Annotated in this window: 20 protein-coding genes; 5 read left to right on the top strand and 15 right to left on the bottom strand. The window is 33.0% G+C overall.

The window, feature by feature from the left end; genetic code table 11:
* Positions 1-94 precede the first annotated feature (94 nt).
* Both AC1RRN_RS04345 and AC1RRN_RS04340 read left to right on the top strand, forming a co-directional pair.
* Positions 95-1,366, top strand: a complete 1,272-nt coding sequence (locus AC1RRN_RS04345) for an acyltransferase family protein (RefSeq protein ID WP_492966128.1) — start codon at positions 95-97, stop codon at positions 1,364-1,366.
* Between the two features lie 199 nt (positions 1,367-1,565).
* On the top strand, positions 1,566-1,985 hold the full coding sequence (locus AC1RRN_RS04340) for a nucleoside-diphosphate kinase (RefSeq protein WP_026984871.1): 420 nt from the start codon (positions 1,566-1,568) through the stop codon (positions 1,983-1,985).
* Between the two features lie 126 nt (positions 1,986-2,111).
* Here the strand turns inward: AC1RRN_RS04340 and AC1RRN_RS04335 are convergent, their stop codons facing one another.
* Positions 2,112-2,408, bottom strand: coding sequence for a DciA family protein (locus tag AC1RRN_RS04335; protein WP_154784474.1), 297 nt, complete (start codon positions 2,406-2,408; stop codon positions 2,112-2,114).
* Positions 2,389-2,829, bottom strand: coding sequence for a hypothetical protein (locus AC1RRN_RS04330; protein WP_492966127.1), 441 nt, complete (start codon positions 2,827-2,829; stop codon positions 2,389-2,391). The genes AC1RRN_RS04335 and AC1RRN_RS04330 overlap by 20 nt, the downstream gene beginning before the upstream one ends.
* Positions 2,830-3,060: 231 nt before the next feature.
* Between AC1RRN_RS04330 and AC1RRN_RS04325 the strand changes: the two genes are divergently transcribed.
* Positions 3,061-4,125, top strand: coding sequence for a serine hydrolase domain-containing protein (locus AC1RRN_RS04325; protein WP_492966126.1), 1,065 nt, complete (start codon positions 3,061-3,063; stop codon positions 4,123-4,125).
* Positions 4,126-4,145: 20 nt separating this feature from the next.
* On the opposite strand, the gene AC1RRN_RS04320 is transcribed toward AC1RRN_RS04325, so the two are convergent.
* The 12 genes from AC1RRN_RS04320 to AC1RRN_RS04265 form a co-directional block, all read right to left on the bottom strand.
* Positions 4,146-4,673 carry a Zn-dependent protease gene (locus tag AC1RRN_RS04320; protein WP_492966125.1) on the bottom strand — a complete coding sequence of 176 codons (528 nt, stop codon included), beginning with the start codon at positions 4,671-4,673 and terminating at the stop codon, positions 4,146-4,148.
* Between the two features lie 283 nt (positions 4,674-4,956).
* Entirely contained in the window at positions 4,957-5,910 is a 954-nt protein-coding gene (gene ftsY / locus AC1RRN_RS04315) for a signal recognition particle-docking protein FtsY (protein WP_492966124.1), read from the bottom strand.
* A 168-nt stretch (positions 5,911-6,078) separates the two neighbouring features.
* A complete protein-coding gene (locus AC1RRN_RS04310; RefSeq protein WP_008468081.1) occupies positions 6,079-6,231 on the bottom strand; it encodes a DUF4295 domain-containing protein in 153 nt (50 codons plus the stop codon).
* 71 nt (positions 6,232-6,302) lie between these two features.
* On the bottom strand, positions 6,303-6,485 hold the full coding sequence (gene rpmG, locus AC1RRN_RS04305; RefSeq protein WP_008253902.1) for a 50S ribosomal protein L33: 183 nt from the start codon (positions 6,483-6,485) through the stop codon (positions 6,303-6,305).
* Between the two features lie 27 nt (positions 6,486-6,512).
* Positions 6,513-6,749: a 50S ribosomal protein L28 gene (gene rpmB, locus AC1RRN_RS04300; protein WP_007805815.1), complete on the bottom strand. Its 237-nt coding sequence runs from the start codon at positions 6,747-6,749 to the stop codon at positions 6,513-6,515.
* A 71-nt stretch (positions 6,750-6,820) separates the two neighbouring features.
* The gene (locus tag AC1RRN_RS04295) at positions 6,821-8,074 is read right to left on the bottom strand and encodes a CinA family nicotinamide mononucleotide deamidase-related protein (protein WP_492966123.1); all 1,254 of its coding nucleotides are present in this window, start codon (positions 8,072-8,074) and stop codon (positions 6,821-6,823) included.
* A 222-nt stretch (positions 8,075-8,296) separates the two neighbouring features.
* Positions 8,297-8,641, bottom strand: a complete 345-nt coding sequence (locus AC1RRN_RS04290) for an Hpt domain-containing protein (RefSeq protein WP_026984878.1) — start codon at positions 8,639-8,641, stop codon at positions 8,297-8,299.
* Positions 8,641-9,252, bottom strand: a complete 612-nt coding sequence (locus tag AC1RRN_RS04285; RefSeq protein WP_492966122.1) for a fumarylacetoacetate hydrolase family protein — start codon at positions 9,250-9,252, stop codon at positions 8,641-8,643. Before AC1RRN_RS04285 ends, AC1RRN_RS04290 begins: the two co-directional genes overlap by 1 nt.
* A 91-nt stretch (positions 9,253-9,343) precedes the next feature.
* Complete coding sequence (locus AC1RRN_RS04280; protein WP_492966121.1) at positions 9,344-10,114, bottom strand: exonuclease domain-containing protein; 771 nt, start codon at positions 10,112-10,114, stop codon at positions 9,344-9,346.
* A 217-nt stretch (positions 10,115-10,331) separates the two neighbouring features.
* Complete coding sequence (locus AC1RRN_RS04275) at positions 10,332-11,657, bottom strand: dihydrolipoamide acetyltransferase family protein (protein WP_492966120.1); 1,326 nt, start codon at positions 11,655-11,657, stop codon at positions 10,332-10,334.
* A gap of 84 nt (positions 11,658-11,741) precedes the next feature.
* Positions 11,742-12,905: a glycosyltransferase family 2 protein gene (locus tag AC1RRN_RS04270; protein WP_492966119.1), complete on the bottom strand. Its 1,164-nt coding sequence runs from the start codon at positions 12,903-12,905 to the stop codon at positions 11,742-11,744.
* A 30-nt stretch (positions 12,906-12,935) separates the two neighbouring features.
* Positions 12,936-14,120, bottom strand: coding sequence for a hypothetical protein (locus AC1RRN_RS04265; RefSeq protein ID WP_492966118.1), 1,185 nt, complete (start codon positions 14,118-14,120; stop codon positions 12,936-12,938).
* 148 nt (positions 14,121-14,268) lie between these two features.
* Here AC1RRN_RS04265 and AC1RRN_RS04260 point away from each other — a divergent pair, with 148 nt between their 5' ends.
* Complete coding sequence (locus AC1RRN_RS04260; protein ID WP_492966117.1) at positions 14,269-14,841, top strand: hypothetical protein; 573 nt, start codon at positions 14,269-14,271, stop codon at positions 14,839-14,841.
* 4 nt (positions 14,842-14,845) lie between these two features.
* Entirely contained in the window at positions 14,846-15,247 is a 402-nt protein-coding gene (locus AC1RRN_RS04255) for a hypothetical protein (protein WP_492966116.1), read from the top strand.
* A 57-nt stretch (positions 15,248-15,304) separates the two neighbouring features.
* On the opposite strand, the gene AC1RRN_RS04250 is transcribed toward AC1RRN_RS04255, so the two are convergent.
* The gene (locus AC1RRN_RS04250; RefSeq protein ID WP_492966115.1) at positions 15,305-16,495 is read right to left on the bottom strand and encodes a DUF5009 domain-containing protein; all 1,191 of its coding nucleotides are present in this window, start codon (positions 16,493-16,495) and stop codon (positions 15,305-15,307) included.
* Between the last annotated feature and the right edge of the window lie 137 nt (positions 16,496-16,632).

The raw sequence follows: 16,632 nt of genomic DNA, 5'->3' as shown, positions 1-16,632 counted from the left end.
TCATCAGAATAAATAACCGCCTCTTCTGAAATTATTGCCTCTCTAAACCAAATAGTAACTTTTAAAAACAAAAATTAACCTATTACCAAAAACTATGACCAGAGAGCGCTTGATTTCATTAGATGTCTTCAGAGGATTAACCATTTTATTAATGACCATTGTAAACAACCCCGGAGATTGGGGTCATGTTTTTCCACCACTTTTACACGCCGAATGGCACGGATGCACACCAACCGATTTAGTATTTCCATTTTTTATCTTTATTATGGGAGTTGCCGTTCCTTTGGCTATGCCGGATAAAATTTATGACAAAACCACTTTCAACAAAATACTTGTTCGCTCATTACGAATGTTGTGTCTGGGAATATTCTTTAATTTCTTTGGCAAAATACAGCTTTTTGGTCTTGACGGAATACCGCTTTTAGTTGGCCGTTTAGCTATTACTATTGCTGTTGGTTATGCTTTAATGGGTAATTTTAGTTCTAAAGTCAAAAATATTCTGGCTTTCTCCATTCTTGTTATTTATCTCTTCTTGGCTTATAGTGGTATAGAAGCTTATAAGGATGTCCGTCTTCCGGGAGTTTTACAACGAATTGCTATTGTCTATTTTGTTGTTTCTCTTTTATATTTAAAAACTACTCAGAAAACACAAATCATAACTGGAATTGTTTTACTATTAGGTTATTGGGCGATAATGACTTTAATTCCTGTTCCCGGAATTGGAGCTGCAAATCTCGAAAAAGGAACTAATTTAGCTTCCTGGGTAGATAGCATTTTACTAAAAGGTCATATGTATCGCGGAACAATTACCTGGGATCCGGAAGGAATTTTAAGCACTCTTCCGTCAATTGTAAACGGAATTATCGGTTTATTAATTGGTCAAATAGTATTGCGCGAAATAGGCAAAAAAGAAAAAGCGCAAAAAATGGCCTTAATTGGTGTAGCCCTTATTATTGGAGGATTATTATGGGATACCGTTTTCCCAATTAACAAATCACTTTGGACAAGTAGTTATGTTTTATACACTACAGGATTGGCAACAACATTTCTGGCAATACTATATTATGTAATTGACATCGCTGATTATAAAAAAGGATTCAAACTCTTTTTAATTTGGGGAGTAAACCCAATGATTGTGTTTTTCACCTCTCAAATTATTCCGCAGGCATTAGTAATGATTGAATTCCAAAATCCACACAATCCTGAAGAAAAGATCAATCTTTTAAATTATTTATACAATTTCGGTATTGCACCATTTTTCAGTAATCCAATGGCAGCTTCTTTGGCAGGAGCATTGGTATATGTTGGAATCTGGACATTTATATTATGGATCTTCTACAAAAACAAATTAATATTTAAAGTATAATTTTTCCCATAGTTAAGACGCACATCAGTGCGTCTTTACATTCAAAATATATTTAAAATATCGCCATTTTCAATTTACAACTCACAATTCGCAATTTTCTTTATCATAACATCATTTCATGATGTTTTAATTATGAATTTATTAAAATCAATTCATAAAAAAAGTATACTTTTGCACAAAATTAAAAATAAGCAATAAAATGGCAACAAATAGAACTTTTACAATGATTAAACCAGATGCTGTTGCAAACGGACACATCGGGAACATCTTAGCAATGATTACTAACGGAGGTTTCAAAATCGTTTCATTAAAATTAACTCAATTAACTGTAGCTGACGCTCAAGCATTTTATGCTGTTCACGCCGCAAGACCTTTCTACGGAGAATTAGTTGAATTTATGTCACGCGGACCAATTGTTGCTGCTATTTTAGAAAAAGATAACGCAGTAGAAGATTTCAGAACTTTAATTGGAGCTACAAATCCAGCTGAAGCTGCTGAAGGAACTATTCGTAAAGCATACGCAACTTCTATCGGAGAAAATGCAGTTCACGGTTCTGATAGCGACGAAAATGCTGCTATCGAGGGTGCATTCCACTTTGCAGGTAGAGAGCAATTCTAATAATTAGTTGGCAGTGTTCAGCTTTTAGTTGGCAGTGACACTAAATAATACTAAAAAAAATCCCAATTCAAATGAATTGGGATTTTTTATTTTAAGAGTGAACACTAAAAATCTGAACACTGATCACTATCGCAAAACGACATCCTTCACCACTTCACGACCTAATTCCTCATTAATCATCTTAACGATTTTAGATTTTCCGTGACTTAATTCTTCTCTCAAAACAGCAGATCCAAGTTCAACATAAAGCGTACTTCCTTTCAAAACAACGTTTTTAGTATACGTGTTTACACCATTTCCCATCAATTGTCTCCATGCCTCTTTTACATCAATCTGATCCATTCCGGGCTGTAATTTATTTACCTGAATAATCTGGTGCAAAACATCGCCAATCGTACTCTGATTATTTAGTCTTTTTGCCATCATTTAAAATATTTAGTGGTGCAGCTTTTTTATAATGATATTCTTTTTCCTGTTCGTTTTTAACAACAAACTCTTTGTCTGAAACTGAAATTAATTCCTCGCTCCATTTCGCATAATTTGTTTTATAATCTAAAAACGTTCCTTTATCTGTAAAACGAACCGAAACATTTTCAAATGTATTTGTCGTCAAGAAAGTTCCGTCAAGCTGTGCCATAACTTTCGTTCGCGTTCCTTTATTTCCTTTAATTTGAAAATAATCAAAATTCTCATTCATTCCGTACGCCTTCTCTTCACCTTTATCAAAAACTACTTTTTCAATTTCCCAATAGCCATTCAATTTCGCAATATCTGCCGGTTTAATTTCTTGTTTGCAACTTACAAACAAAAGCGACAGAACCAAAATCATAAAAGTGTTTTTCATAATAAATATAATATTAATAAGGAGCTGTTTCCTGCTGTCCGTTATATCTTTTGTGGCGAACCCCGCCACAAAAGGATGCCGCTCCCATCAGGGCTAGGGCTCCAGTTTTCAAAAGAAATTTTGTGAACTACAAAGTTAACCTTATATCATTCAAAAGAAATAAAAAAATACAAAACCCATTAAACTATTTTATATATTTTTGATCAAACCCCAAACCAATACCAAAAAACCATGATCAAAAACATTTGTAAAATACTGATTCTCATATTATGCGTGAGTTGCAGTAAAGAAAACGAAAACTCCATACCTACTCCAACTCAAAATATGTATTTCCCACCTTTAACAGGAAATAATTGGGAAACTACATCAATTTCAGATTTAAAATGGAATCAAGCTGCCGTTCAGCCACTTTTAGATTATTTAGAACTCAAAAATTCTAAATCTTTTATCATTTTAGTTAATGGCCGAATCGTTTTGGAAAACTATTTCAACAGACATAATGCCACTGCAGACTGGTATTGGGCAAGCGCAGGAAAAACATTAACTTCAACTATGGCGGGAATTGCTCAACAAGAAGGCCTGCTAAATATCAATAACAAAGTTTCACAATATATAGGAACAGGCTGGACAAGCGAAACACTTGCAAAAGAAAACCTGATAACGTGCAAACACTTATTAACCATGACATCCGGATTGGACGATAGCACTGACGATGTAGAACCGGCCAACCTTATTTACAAAGCCGATGCAGGCACACGTTGGGCGTATCATAATGTATATGTAAAATTACAGGACGTTGTTGCAAAAGCAAGCGGACAAACCTGGGAAAATTATTTCAACACCAAATTAAGAGACAAAATTGGAATGAACGGCAATTGGGTACAACTTGGCGTAAACAGTGTTTATACCAGCAACTCCAGAAGTATGGCTCGTTTTGGACTTTTAATGCTCAACAAAGGGAAATGGGAAAATAACCAGATTTTAAACGAAGCCTATTTTAACGAAGCAACAACAACTTCACAGAATATCAATTTAGGATATGGCTATTTATGGTGGCTTAACGGAAAAACTTCTTATCACTTACCGCAATCACAACTTACTTTTACTGGAAGCATAATTCCAACTGCGCCAAATGATATGTTTATGGCTTTGGGTAAAAATGATCAAAAAATATATGTCGTACCGAGCAAAAACATGGTCATCATTAGAATGGGAGACGCTGCTGACGCTGCCAACTTAGCCTTATCCGATTTTGATGAAACTTTGTGGGAGAAAATTAGTGCTTTATATAAATAATAATACTTAAAAGATCTTTATTAGATTAATTGCCAACCTTTACTTTTTAAAAAGCCAGTACAATCTTTGCAAAAATCTTTTTCTTCATCCAGTGGGTTTCCTCCTTCAGCATCTCGCATTAAACATGTTTTGATTTTACAATGAGGCAAACCTGCTGTATGACCTAGTTCATGCAAAACTAATTTATAGAATTGTTGATTTTTATTTTTGTCAGATAATCTAAAATCAGAAACAACACAAGCTTTACCAGGACGATAACCTAATCCCATTACACCCCAATCTTTGATTCCGTTTTTAGTAGTACTGATATCACAATTTGATAACCCAACAATTACTGAATCTTGACCAATTGTATTTTTAAGACTTTTAATAATACTGTCAGCACGATATCTGCTTCTGGGTTTGTAATAGGAATTTTCAGGAAAAGAAATATTTTTTCTCAGAACCACATTTGAATTTATAGTCTTGATCTCAGAAAGAACTTTGTTAGACTCTTCCAACTCAAAATTACCCAAAGGCTGAATCACAATAACTTTTTGAGGATTCATTTCTTTTATACTATTTTCATTATTCCTGTTTGTACAAGAAATTAAGCTAAAAAGCAAGATAAGAAAACAGTATTTCATAGGTAATTGATTATTTCTTAGTACGGATTCTTTTAAGCATACCTGCAAAAAAAAGTCCTAATCCCAAAACCAATAAAACATAATAAAAAGATAAACTCTTATCTTTTAGAACATTTGCTAAAACAAAACATACAACACTTGCGAAATAAAAAGTAACAGGCGTTATGTTTTTTAAAGAAGAAAAACTCATTGAATTATCTAAAATTTATTTAAAAAAACTATCTACGAATTCGTATTTATTAAAAACTTGCAAGTCTTCAATTCCTTCACCAATTCCAATATATTTAACCGGAATCTGAAACTGATCTGAAATACCAATAACAACACCACCTTTTGCTGTTCCGTCTAATTTAGTTACAGCCAATGATGTTACTTCAGTTGCCGCTGTAAATTGTTTAGCCTGCTCAAAAGCATTTTGCCCCGTAGAACCATCTAAAACCAAAAGTACATCATGAGGAGCATCAGCAACAACTTTCTGCATTACACGTTTTACTTTTGTAAGCTCATTCATCAAATTAATTTTATTATGAAGACGTCCTGCAGTATCAATAATAACCACATCAGCATTTTGCGCAACAGCAGATTGTAACGTATCAAAAGCTACAGAAGCCGGATCGCTTCCCATATTTTGTCTTACGATTGGCACATCAACACGATCTGCCCAAACTTGTAATTGATCGATTGCAGCAGCACGAAAGGTATCTGCAGCACCTAAAACCACTTTATACCCTGCTTTTTTAAACTGATAAGCTAGTTTACCAATGGTAGTCGTTTTACCAACTCCATTAACACCAACTACCATTAGAACATATGGTTTTTTATCTTTTGGGATTTCAAATTCGGTTGCTTCGCCTCTATTAGTTTCAGATAACAAACCACCTATTTCGTCACGAAGAATTTGGTTTAACTCTTCAGTTCCTAAATATTTATCTTCAGCGACGCGTTTTTCGATTCTTGAAATAATTTTCAAAGTTGTATTTACACCAACATCTGAAGCTACCAGAATTTCTTCCAGATTATCTAAAACGTCGTCATCGACTTTTGATTTTCCAGCAACGGCTTTACTTAACTTTGAAAAAAAAGTAGTTTTTGATTTTTCAAGACCTTTGTCTAAAGTCTCTTTTTTATCAGTAGAGAATAATTTTTTAAAAAAACTCATTTTTTATAGGTTGTTAGTTTTTTAGATTATATGATTTTACTATCTAAATAATCCTTAATATTTAAAGAAAGCTAAAATTAGGTATGCTTCTTTAAATTTTACACAAATATAAAAAATAAAAAAGCTACTTCCGAATGAAAGTAGCTTTTCTATATAATGTGAATGTAATTATTTCTTTTTCAAGAATTCATCAACTTCTTCAGGAGCCATAATAGATTCTACGAATGTATATGCACCAGTTTTAGGAGATTTTACCATTTTGATGGCTTTTGATAATCTCTTAGAAGATGTTTGTAACGATGCTACGGTTTTCTTTGCCATGATTCAAATGTTATTTGAAGTTTTATAAAACTCAAATGGCCAAACCACTGAGACTTATAAATCTCTAATTATTACTTAATTTCTTTGTGAACAGTTACACGTTTCAAGATTGGATTAAATTTTTTAATCTCTAATCTATCCGGAGTATTTTTTTTGTTCTTAGTTGTAATGTATCTAGAAGTTCCTGGAACACCAGAAGTCTTGTGCTCAGTACATTCTAAAATTACCTGGATTCTATTACCTTTCTTTGCCATCTTGCTATATATTTATTTAGGAAAAGATTATTTGATAAATCCTTCTGACTGCGCTTTTTTCAAAACTGCAGAAATTCCATTTTTATTAATTGTTTTTATCGTAGATGCTGCTACTCTAAGAGTAATCCATCTATCTTCTTCTGGAAGATAAAAACGCTTTTTAACTAAGTTTACAGAAAACTTTCTCTTAGTTTTGTTCATAGCGTGAGAAACGTTATTTCCTACCATCGCTCTTTTACCTGTAAGGTCACAAACTCTTGACATTATACTTATCTTTTATCGTTATTCAAAATCAGGGTGCAAAGAAAAGAAAAATAAACCATTGTAGCAAAAAATTAGTGCACATTTTTTAAAATTTCTTTCTGTAATATTTCTAAACTCTTAATCGTCGCTCTATCTATCACTTTTTCACGTGGTTGACCAAAGTTAAATTCTTCTACAATTATATCAGTTGGGGTAGCCAAAGCGATAAAAACAGCTCCAATTTCAGCATCTGAATCACCTTTTGATGGTCCGGCGTTCCCGGTTGTCGCGATTGCATAGTCTGTTTTGAGTATCTCTTTCACATTCAAAGCCATAGCAGATGCAACTTCAGCACTAACCACCGAAAATTGATCTACCAAATCTTGTGAGACACCGAGAACATTAACCTTCGCCTCTGTCGCATACGAAACGACACTACCTTTAAAATAATTTGAAGCTCCGGGAACAGCTGCTAAAAGCGATGCTATTTTTCCGCCTGTAAAACTTTCAGCAGTTGAAATCGTCTTATTTTGTTTCGTTAATATTTTTCCGATTACAGTTTCAATTGTTTCATTTTCTTCATAACCCACTATAATATCGTGAATTATTGCATCTAAAGATTTTACTTTTTCTTCAATTGCCGCTTCTAATTCTTCTTTATTAGTTCCTCTTCCGGTTAATCGCAAACGCACTCTTCCCGGATTTGGTAAATAAGCTAATTTGATAAAATCCGGCAAATTATTCTCCCAATCTTCGATACGCTCTGCCACCATACTCTCGCCTTGTCCGTACGTTAAAATGGTTTTATGGATAATATACGGGCGTTTGTATTCGCGAACAATCTTCGGAATTATTTCTTCTTCAACCAAATATTTCATTTCATAAGGAACTCCGGGAAGCGAAATAAAAACAGTATTTTCTTTCTTCATCCACATGCCGGGTGCTGTTCCCACCTGATTATGCAATACTGTACAAGTCGAAGGCACTAACGCCTGATCTTTATTGAGTTGCGAAATTGGTCGCTTATAAAAGCCTTCAATCAATTGGGTAACATGTGCCAAAACTTCAGGATTCACAACCAGTTCATCATCAAAATATTCGCAGAAAGTTTTTTTTGTTACATCGTCTTTTGTCGGCCCTAAACCACCAGTTACAATAACAACATCAACTTTGTTTTGTAGTTGCGCAAATGTGTCTAAAATATGTTTTTTATCATCGCTTATCGAAATCATTTCATGTATTTCGACTCCAATTCTATCCAATGATTTAGCAATAAAGCCAGAATTAGTATCAACAATTTGACCAATTAGGATTTCGTCTCCAATTGTAATTATAGTTGCTTTCATGTAAATGTATATTTTTTACTTACCAGATTGTAAGTCATTATTAGAAAGTAGGTTGTTGTTGGAACGATTTATATGAGGAACAGAAACAGTATTCTTTTGTAAAAAACAATAAGAACACGTTAAATGAAATTTTCCGGAACAAAAGATAAAGGTATTCCGAAACTTGAGAGCAACCTATTTTCAACCTAATTTTAGGTCAAAAATAGAATCACATTCAAATTATTATACGTCAAAATCTTTTTTAATTTCTTTGATCGCTTCTTTAACCTGTATTTTTATGCTTTTGAAAGTTTCGATAATTTCTTTCTTTTTTCCTTCTGCCTTTGTCCATGCTTCAACTTGCAGAATTTCTTCAAAAGCAACATTTAAACCAATTAAGTCTAAGGTAGGTTTTATTTTGTGCGCATAGGCATATGCATATTTATGGTCCTTCTTTTTAATTCCTTCTTTGATTTGTTTTAAATCCTCAGGAACTTCAGTAACAAACAATTTAAGAATTTCGTTTACAAATTCAGGATCATTGTCTGAAAGCGCATATACTTTCGAAAGGTTGTATTTTAAAGCCATTACTTTACCTGTATTCTAAATAATTTTTTATCTTCTAAAAAGCCTTCCAAAACATCGTTTGGCTTGACTGACGCAACTCCCGCAGGTGTTCCCGTAAAAATAATATCTCCAATTTTAAGCGTAAAATATTGCGACACATATGCAATTAGCTCATCAATTTTCCAGAGCATAAGAGATGTATTACCTTTTTGAACGGTTTGAGAATTATTTGTTAACTCAAAACTAAGGCTTTCCATTGAAACAAAATCGGTTTTTGGTAAAAAATCTCCAATGACCGCAGAACCGTCAAATGCTTTTGCTTTTTCCCAAGGCAATCCTTTTGCTTTTAATTTATCCTGCAAATCTCTGGCAGTAAAATCGATACCAACGCTAATTTCGTCATAATACTTATGAGCAAACTTAGGTTCAATGTACTTTCCTACCTTATTAATTTTAACAATTATCTCTATTTCGTGATGAATTTCTTCAGAAAATTCAGGTATTACAAATGGATGTTGTTTTAATAAAACCGCCGAATCCGGTTTCATAAAAATCACCGGCTCTGTTGGACGTTCGTTTTTTAATTCTTCGATATGGTTGGTATAATTTCTACCGATACAGATAATCTTCATTTCTTTAAGGTACTGAGGCTCTAAGATTCTAAGACTCTAAGAAATCAAGCTTTAAAAACTCAGAACCTTAGAAACTTAGTATCTTAGAACCTTATTTTGTATTTAACTTTCTTAATTTAATTGCTGTCAGAACTTTTTTAGTGTATAAAGGAAAATCAGCATTTTGAATCCAGCTGAAATATCCAGGCTCTGATTCTAAGACTTTCTCAACTTTTGCTCCTTTATGTTTTCCGAAGGTAAAAACCTCTTCATTTTCCGCATCAAAAGCAATCATTCCGGCAAAATCAGCGATTTTTTTTCGGGTAGTGAATTCAGATAGTGATTTCATATCATTTTCTAAATCCGGATAGCGATCTAATTGTGCTTTTAGAATTTCGTAAGTCGCCATAGTATCTGCTTCTGCAGAATGTGCATTTTCCAGACTTTTTCCGCAATAAAATTTCAAAGCAGCACTCAAAGTACGTTCTTCCATTTTATGAAAAATAGTCTGTACATCTACAGAAACTTTGTTTTTCATATCAAAATCAACTCCGGCACGTAATAATTCTTCCGCTAATAACGGAATATCAAAACGATCTGAATTAAAACCACCCAAATCACTATCCTTGATCATATTATGGATTTGTGGCGCCAATTCATTAAAAGTAGGCTCATTAGCTACTTTTTCATCTGTAATACCATGAACAGCTGTTGTTTGAGGTGGAATTGGAATTGTCGGATTCACCAACCAAGTTTTACTTTCTTTATTTCCGTTTGGAAAAACTTTGAATATTGAAATCTCTACGATTCGATCTTTTCCGATGTCAATTCCGGTTGTTTCAAGATCAAAAAAGCAGATTGGTTTGTTGAGTTTGAGTTCCATTTTTAGTTTTTATAAGATTACAAATGTAATTTTTAAAGCCGAATTTCTCCCCCTTATTCTGGATTTTTTTTAATTAAAATGGACATTCATTTGTGATTATAACTTTAAAAATCATTCTTGAATAAAAACAAATCTCAGTAAAACCTTTTTTTGATAGAAAACAAAAAACCCGGAAAATTTAAAATTTTTCCGGGTTTCATTTTATTTATTAAATGATTTAGAAATCTCTGTCTACATCAAAAGCTTCTAAATATTCAGCTACTCTTTTTACAAAACTTCCTCCTAAAGCACCATCTACAACTCTGTGATCGTAAGAGTGCGACAAGAACATTTTTTGACGAATTCCGATAAAATCTCCTTCTGGCGTTTCAATAACCGCAGGCACTTTACGAATTGCACCAAGAGCTAAAATTCCAACCTGAGGCTGATTGATAATTGGCGTTCCAAAAACACTACCAAACGTCCCTACATTCGTTACTGTATAAGTTCCGCCTTGTGTATCGTCTGGTTTTAATTTTCCTGCTTTTGCACGGTTTCCTAAATCGTTAACCGCTTTTGCCATTCCAACAAGATTTAACTGATCTGCATTTTTAATTACAGGTACAATTAAATTTCCGTTTGGTAAAGCTGCTGCCATTCCTAAATTTATATTTTTCTTTTTAATGATATAATCACCATCAACAGAAATATTCATTCCTGGAAAATCTTTCAATGCTTTTGCAACCGCTTCCATCATAATTGGAGTAAATGTTAACTTCTCGCCTTCTCTTTTTTCGAAAGCTGCCTTAACTTTATCTCTCCATTTTACGATGTTCGTTACATCAACTTCAATAAAGGATTGTACATGAGCCGAAGTCTGCACAGAAGCCACCATGTATCCTGAAATCAGTTTACGCATTCTGTCCATTTCGATGATTTCATCACCACCATTTACAGAAACCGGAACAGCTTGTTGGCTTTTTTGAGCTACTGGTTCTGCTACTTTTATTGGTTCAACCGTTTTTGCAGGTTCAGCAACTTTTGGAGTTACTACACCAGATTTACGATCTTCAATATATTTTAAAATATCTTCTTTTGTAACACGGCCATCCTTTCCTGAACCACCAATACTTTCTAATTCAGCAACAGAAATACCTTCTTCTTTTGCAATATTTTTCACTAATGGAGAAAAGAATTTATCAGATGTTGTGAAATCTTGCGGGGCGCTAACCGTTTCTTTAACGGTTTCAATTGTATTTTCAATCTCTAACGCTTCTGCAGGAACAACTACTTCTTCAACTGTATTTACAGCCGGAGCATCACCTTCAGTTTCAATAATTGCAATGGTTTGCCCTACCTGAACCAAATCATCTTTACCAAATAATTGCTCAACTAAGATTCCTGACACTTCGCTTGGCACTTCACTGTCAACTTTATCAGTTGCAATTTCCAGTACAGCTTCATCAGCTTCAATTTTGTCTCCTACTTCTTTTAACCAGTTGGTAATAGTTGCTTCAGCGACACTCTCTCCCATTTTAGGAAGCTTTAATTCAAATCTTGCCATATTGTTAACCTCAAGGGTGATTTTGATTTTCAGATTGCGAAATTACTGAAATTTTTAAATATAAATTACATTTAATATAATTTTTTACTCGATTTTTATAATTTGCCCTCTATCATTTCGCGAATCGCTTCCAATAATAAAATTTGCATTTTTGGGGAAAATCTTAAAAGTAATGTTCTTATCTTTAAGAGTTTCTATGATTTTGATACATTTTTTGAATGAAACATACTGATTATCCAAAATTATCTCAGTCTTACCAGCCCTTAAAATCAGGCACGAATTTACCATTTTTTCTTTTTTGAAATCGAAAAACTGCACTTTATTTTTCAAAATTAAAGACAATTTTTCAGACAAAATTTCATTTGAAGAGTAAATAATATACGTTTCAGGTGTAGCTTTTGCTTTTGGTTTTCCCTGAAACATTTTGATAAACGAAAAAACTACGATTCCAATTTGAATAAAAAATGTAAAAAACCATGATTTCTTAAAATGTTTGTGATAAAAGAAATTCATTGCTTCCTGAAAACGATTCATATATTTTTCGTCTTTAACTGTACTTTCTCCTTTATAATGTATTATTGTTGTTTCATGAAAATAATAATTTGACTTTTGCCTTTGCAAAACACGATATGATAAATCGATATCATCTGCATACATAAAACAATTTTCATCAAAACCACCAAGTTCAAGATACAAACGGCGCTGCAAAAACATAAAGGCTCCAACCAAAATTTCTACTTTTCCAGTTTTATTCTGACCTATATGCTGAGCATAATATTGATTGAAAAGTTTGAATTTTGGAAAAACTTTATACAAACCAAAAACTTTTGTGAAAGCAACCCACGGCGTTGGAATTCCGCGTTTGCTTTCTGGTAGAAAATTTCCTGTTCCATCAATTAATTTACAACCAATAATGCCAATATTTTTTTGTTCTTCGGCGAAAGCCAAAATTTTAGTAAAAGTATCTTCCGCGACAACTGTATCCGGATTTAGAATACAAATGTATTTTCCTTTTGCCTCAGAAACTCCAATGTTATTCCCTTTTGGAAATCCGTAATTTTCTTTGTTTTGAATGAATTTTACAGATGGAAACCGTTCCTGCATCATCAAACCAGAATTATCTGTTGAATTATTATCGATCACAATAATTTCGGCATCAAGCGTGCGAAGTGCTTCCTGAACGCTTAAAACGCATTGTTCCAGAAAGTAACGTACATTATAATTAAGGATAATTACTGATAATTGCATGAAAAATTGGGCTGCTGATTTTTTGGAAAGTTAGAAATTTTCTGTTAATCCCAACCGTAAAGACCAATCGTTTTTGCTAACTCCATAATCTAAAGCCAAATTGCTGTTATTTTTTTTGTTCCATTTAATTCGGATTCCGGTTCCGATAGCCGGATGCCATTTATCGAATTGATACGTATCTAATTTTGACACTGAAGAAATGTTAGCAAAAAATACCGCTCCAAAAAAACCATTTCTGGTGATATCCGTTCTGTATTCGGTTTCTAAATAAATCAATGCATTACTCCGATATCTGTTTTTGGTAAAACCACGACCTGTTTTTCCATCACGATCCCAGCCAATACTTGGTAAATCAAGATAATGAGGTTTTCCTCCAAAAGTTGACCAATAAAAAGTACGCGATGCCCAAACGCGGTGTTTCGTTTTACTAAAAGAATGATATTTTCGGGCATCAAAATACAAGGATTGCCATTTATTTCCGTCAACACCGTTTGTGTTTATTCTCAAATCAGCCTCAACATACAACCCTTCTTCCGGATTAACGATATTTTTTCTGGAATCATACAAACCCTGAAAAGCAAAACCAAAAGAAGTTTCATCTGAAAAATCTCCATTCATATATTTTACATAATCTGTTTCTTCATCAATATAGGATTTCTCAGATATGTTTTGATAATTATCATACAGAAATCCTATTCCCAATCGATAATTGCCTACTACTTTTCGGGTAACAAATTGATAAAAACGCCATTGTTGATAATCTAAAGTTGACATTTCTTCTTTTGAATTATGATCACCTAATCCATAAGTAAGTTGTGGATAAATCATATAACGGTAATCACCTATAAAATTCCATTTATTATCTTTTGTATAAACATAAGACTGAATTGGAAAGACGTATTGATTACTAAAACTAAAATAAGGCGAAAAAGAAACCTGTGACATATTGGTTGTTTCATGATCTTCGCCTAAATAAAAAGTGGTTAAAAAAGAAACCACTAACCCATTTGAATTATTAGCCCCAATAGGAACAGGTAATAATGAAAAAGCCAGTTTTCTATCTTTTTGACTGCTTATAGAATCATTCTTTTTGAATATCTTCCGAATGACATCTAAAATATCTTTGCTTTCCACAGCTGTACTGTCATTTTGCGAGAAACAAAATGGTGAAATAAAAAAAACAAACCAGATGAATTTGATTTTTAAACTATTCATTAAAAAGCTTTTAAGAATGCATTCTTACAAATTTAAAATTTTATTAAGACAAATTCATGATTTTGAAAAGAATTAAAGAAAGAAAACAAAATCGTTTAGAAAAGGTATATTTGATAAATAGAATAACTATTTAAAGATAGCTTTAATCATGATTCGTTTGTATTTCTTATTATCGGTAATTACCATTTTCATTTCTGATTTTGAGGAAAAAAGTGTCTCACAAAAAGAGATCGATCTTGTAAAATCGAATACTTGGTATATTGCCGGACCAGTTAGAGAAAGTCAGGAAATTATAAATAGCGTTCGTTTAAAAAAGGGTATTGTTAAGATTACTGCCAAAGATAATCCTATTGGAGAGATTGAATTGAATGTAGCAATTACGCCATCTGAATCGAATGATGGTATTCCGAAAAATCTATCTGACAACTCCAGATATGTAAGTATTACATATAAATCATCACATTTAATAAAAATTCAGGCGCGAGAAGGAAATGACGAAGGAACAGGTTGCGTACATGGCGGTTCGCATCCAAGAACTGATTTAATTGCTTCGCCAAAAAGGTTCACAACCATTAAAATCCCATGGTCTGATTTTAAACAAGATGGATTTCCAAATGGAAAGCGCTTAAATATTCATAATCTGTGCAAATTCAATTTTGTAAATTACAATCCGGTTTCGGGAGCATTTTTAGAAATAAAATCAGTTATCGTTCAAATTTAAAAATATGAAAACAATACTTTATCTTTTATTTTTATTTACATTATTATTCTCAAATTTCGGCTACAGCCAAAACAAAAAAAACGATTCCAAAATAGACATTAATGGCGTCTGGGAAGATATAAATCCGGGCGTTCAAAATGCGGTTGCCATTATATCTGAACAAAATGGAAAAGTGATCTTTTCTCATTATTTAGAATGGAGAGGACAAAAATTCGTTGAAAGCGGTACAGGAACAAGAAACGGAAATATAATTAATTATACAGTTGATGTCACACTTCCGATTGAAGGGTGGGCAACAAAAGGCACGCATACTTTAGTATTATCACAAGACGGAAATACTATGGAAGGCACTTTTATAGACAATAAAAAAAGAGAAGGCCCAATTGCGTTTAAACGCGTTAGGTAAAATTTGTTTCACGTTTCAGGTTTCAAGTTTTGCTGAATGCGAAACCTGAAACAAATTTTACAGATGCAGTTGAATTTTATATTTATTGCAGATTTTCATCACGAATAACATAATCGTTGAAAAGACTAAACTCCAAATAATTCCTGCAATTCCTTCTCTGAAATATTCGGGTATAATTTCTATTTTGAAAGCTAAATTGAAATAATAAATTACGCCCGGCAAAATATAAATCAATAATGGATTTGCTGCGGCAGGCATGAAGAAGTCACTCCATTTTGTTTGTTTTTTAATTTCCATCAACCAATATAAAAAATAAAACAAAATGGTACAAATTGCTCCCGAAAACATGGTCCATGAAGGTGTTCCCTTTATTTTTGAAATTCCAAAATAAGGACGAAGAAAACAACCTACAACAAAAAAGAAAACAGCAAAACCAATTACTGCCCAATTTATTTTAGCCGCAATTTTTCTATCAAAAAATAATAATGAAATAATTACTCCGGCTGTTACTACTGAAGCATGTGTTAAATGTCCTGCTATAAAACTAAGCCATGAAGATTGCTGTATCACAGATCCGTCGATTAAATTCATAGAATTTGCTGTTATACAAATTATTAAAAAAACAATCATTGCCCACAATCTTCCAAAAACCAGCCAATAATAAACTACTGTAAAAAGGTATGCCCAACCAATCAACCCCAGAATTCCCCACCATTTTGGTGTCATTCCGATAGCTCCAGTATCCTGCACATATAAGAAGTAAAGAATTATCAAAACCAACATTCCGCCATATTGCAAAGTGTTTTTTAGCCAAACCGGAAAATATTTCGAATATTTATTCCAGATCGGAATAGGCATTGCATAAGCCAAAAGTCCCCAAAAAGCAGGTGCAATTAGCATTTTTGAAGCATCATAACCATACTCAGCATTGACCATGAAAACGCCAATAATGATTAATGCCACTGCTCGTTTTAAAGTGTGAGTCCAAATCGTTTTGGCACTATCACCTTTGAGTAATCTAGCATTAAAAGCAAACGGAATAGACATTCCGACAATAAATAAGAAAGAAGGGAAAACAAGATCAACAAAAGTCATAGCATCGGCATCTGCTGGCATATGCTTCATCCATTGTGGTACATTTTTTACGCTGGCAAGCTCATTTACAAAAATCATTACAAAAATGGTAATTCCGCGTAAAGCGTCAATAGAAATAATCCTCTTATTATACAAGTTCTCTTTAATTCTCATAAAATGTTATATTATTAATAATAACAAATATAGAATAATAGGCTAAATATAAGATTCCATTTAGGTAATAAATACAAGCCTGTGATTTTGACATAAAATCTTTACAATTATCCTTTAAAAATACTATCTAATTCTTT

Source organism: Flavobacterium sp. GW821-FHT11G01, from assembly GCF_058808175.1.
This window is presented reverse-complemented; position numbering and strand designations above follow the sequence as displayed.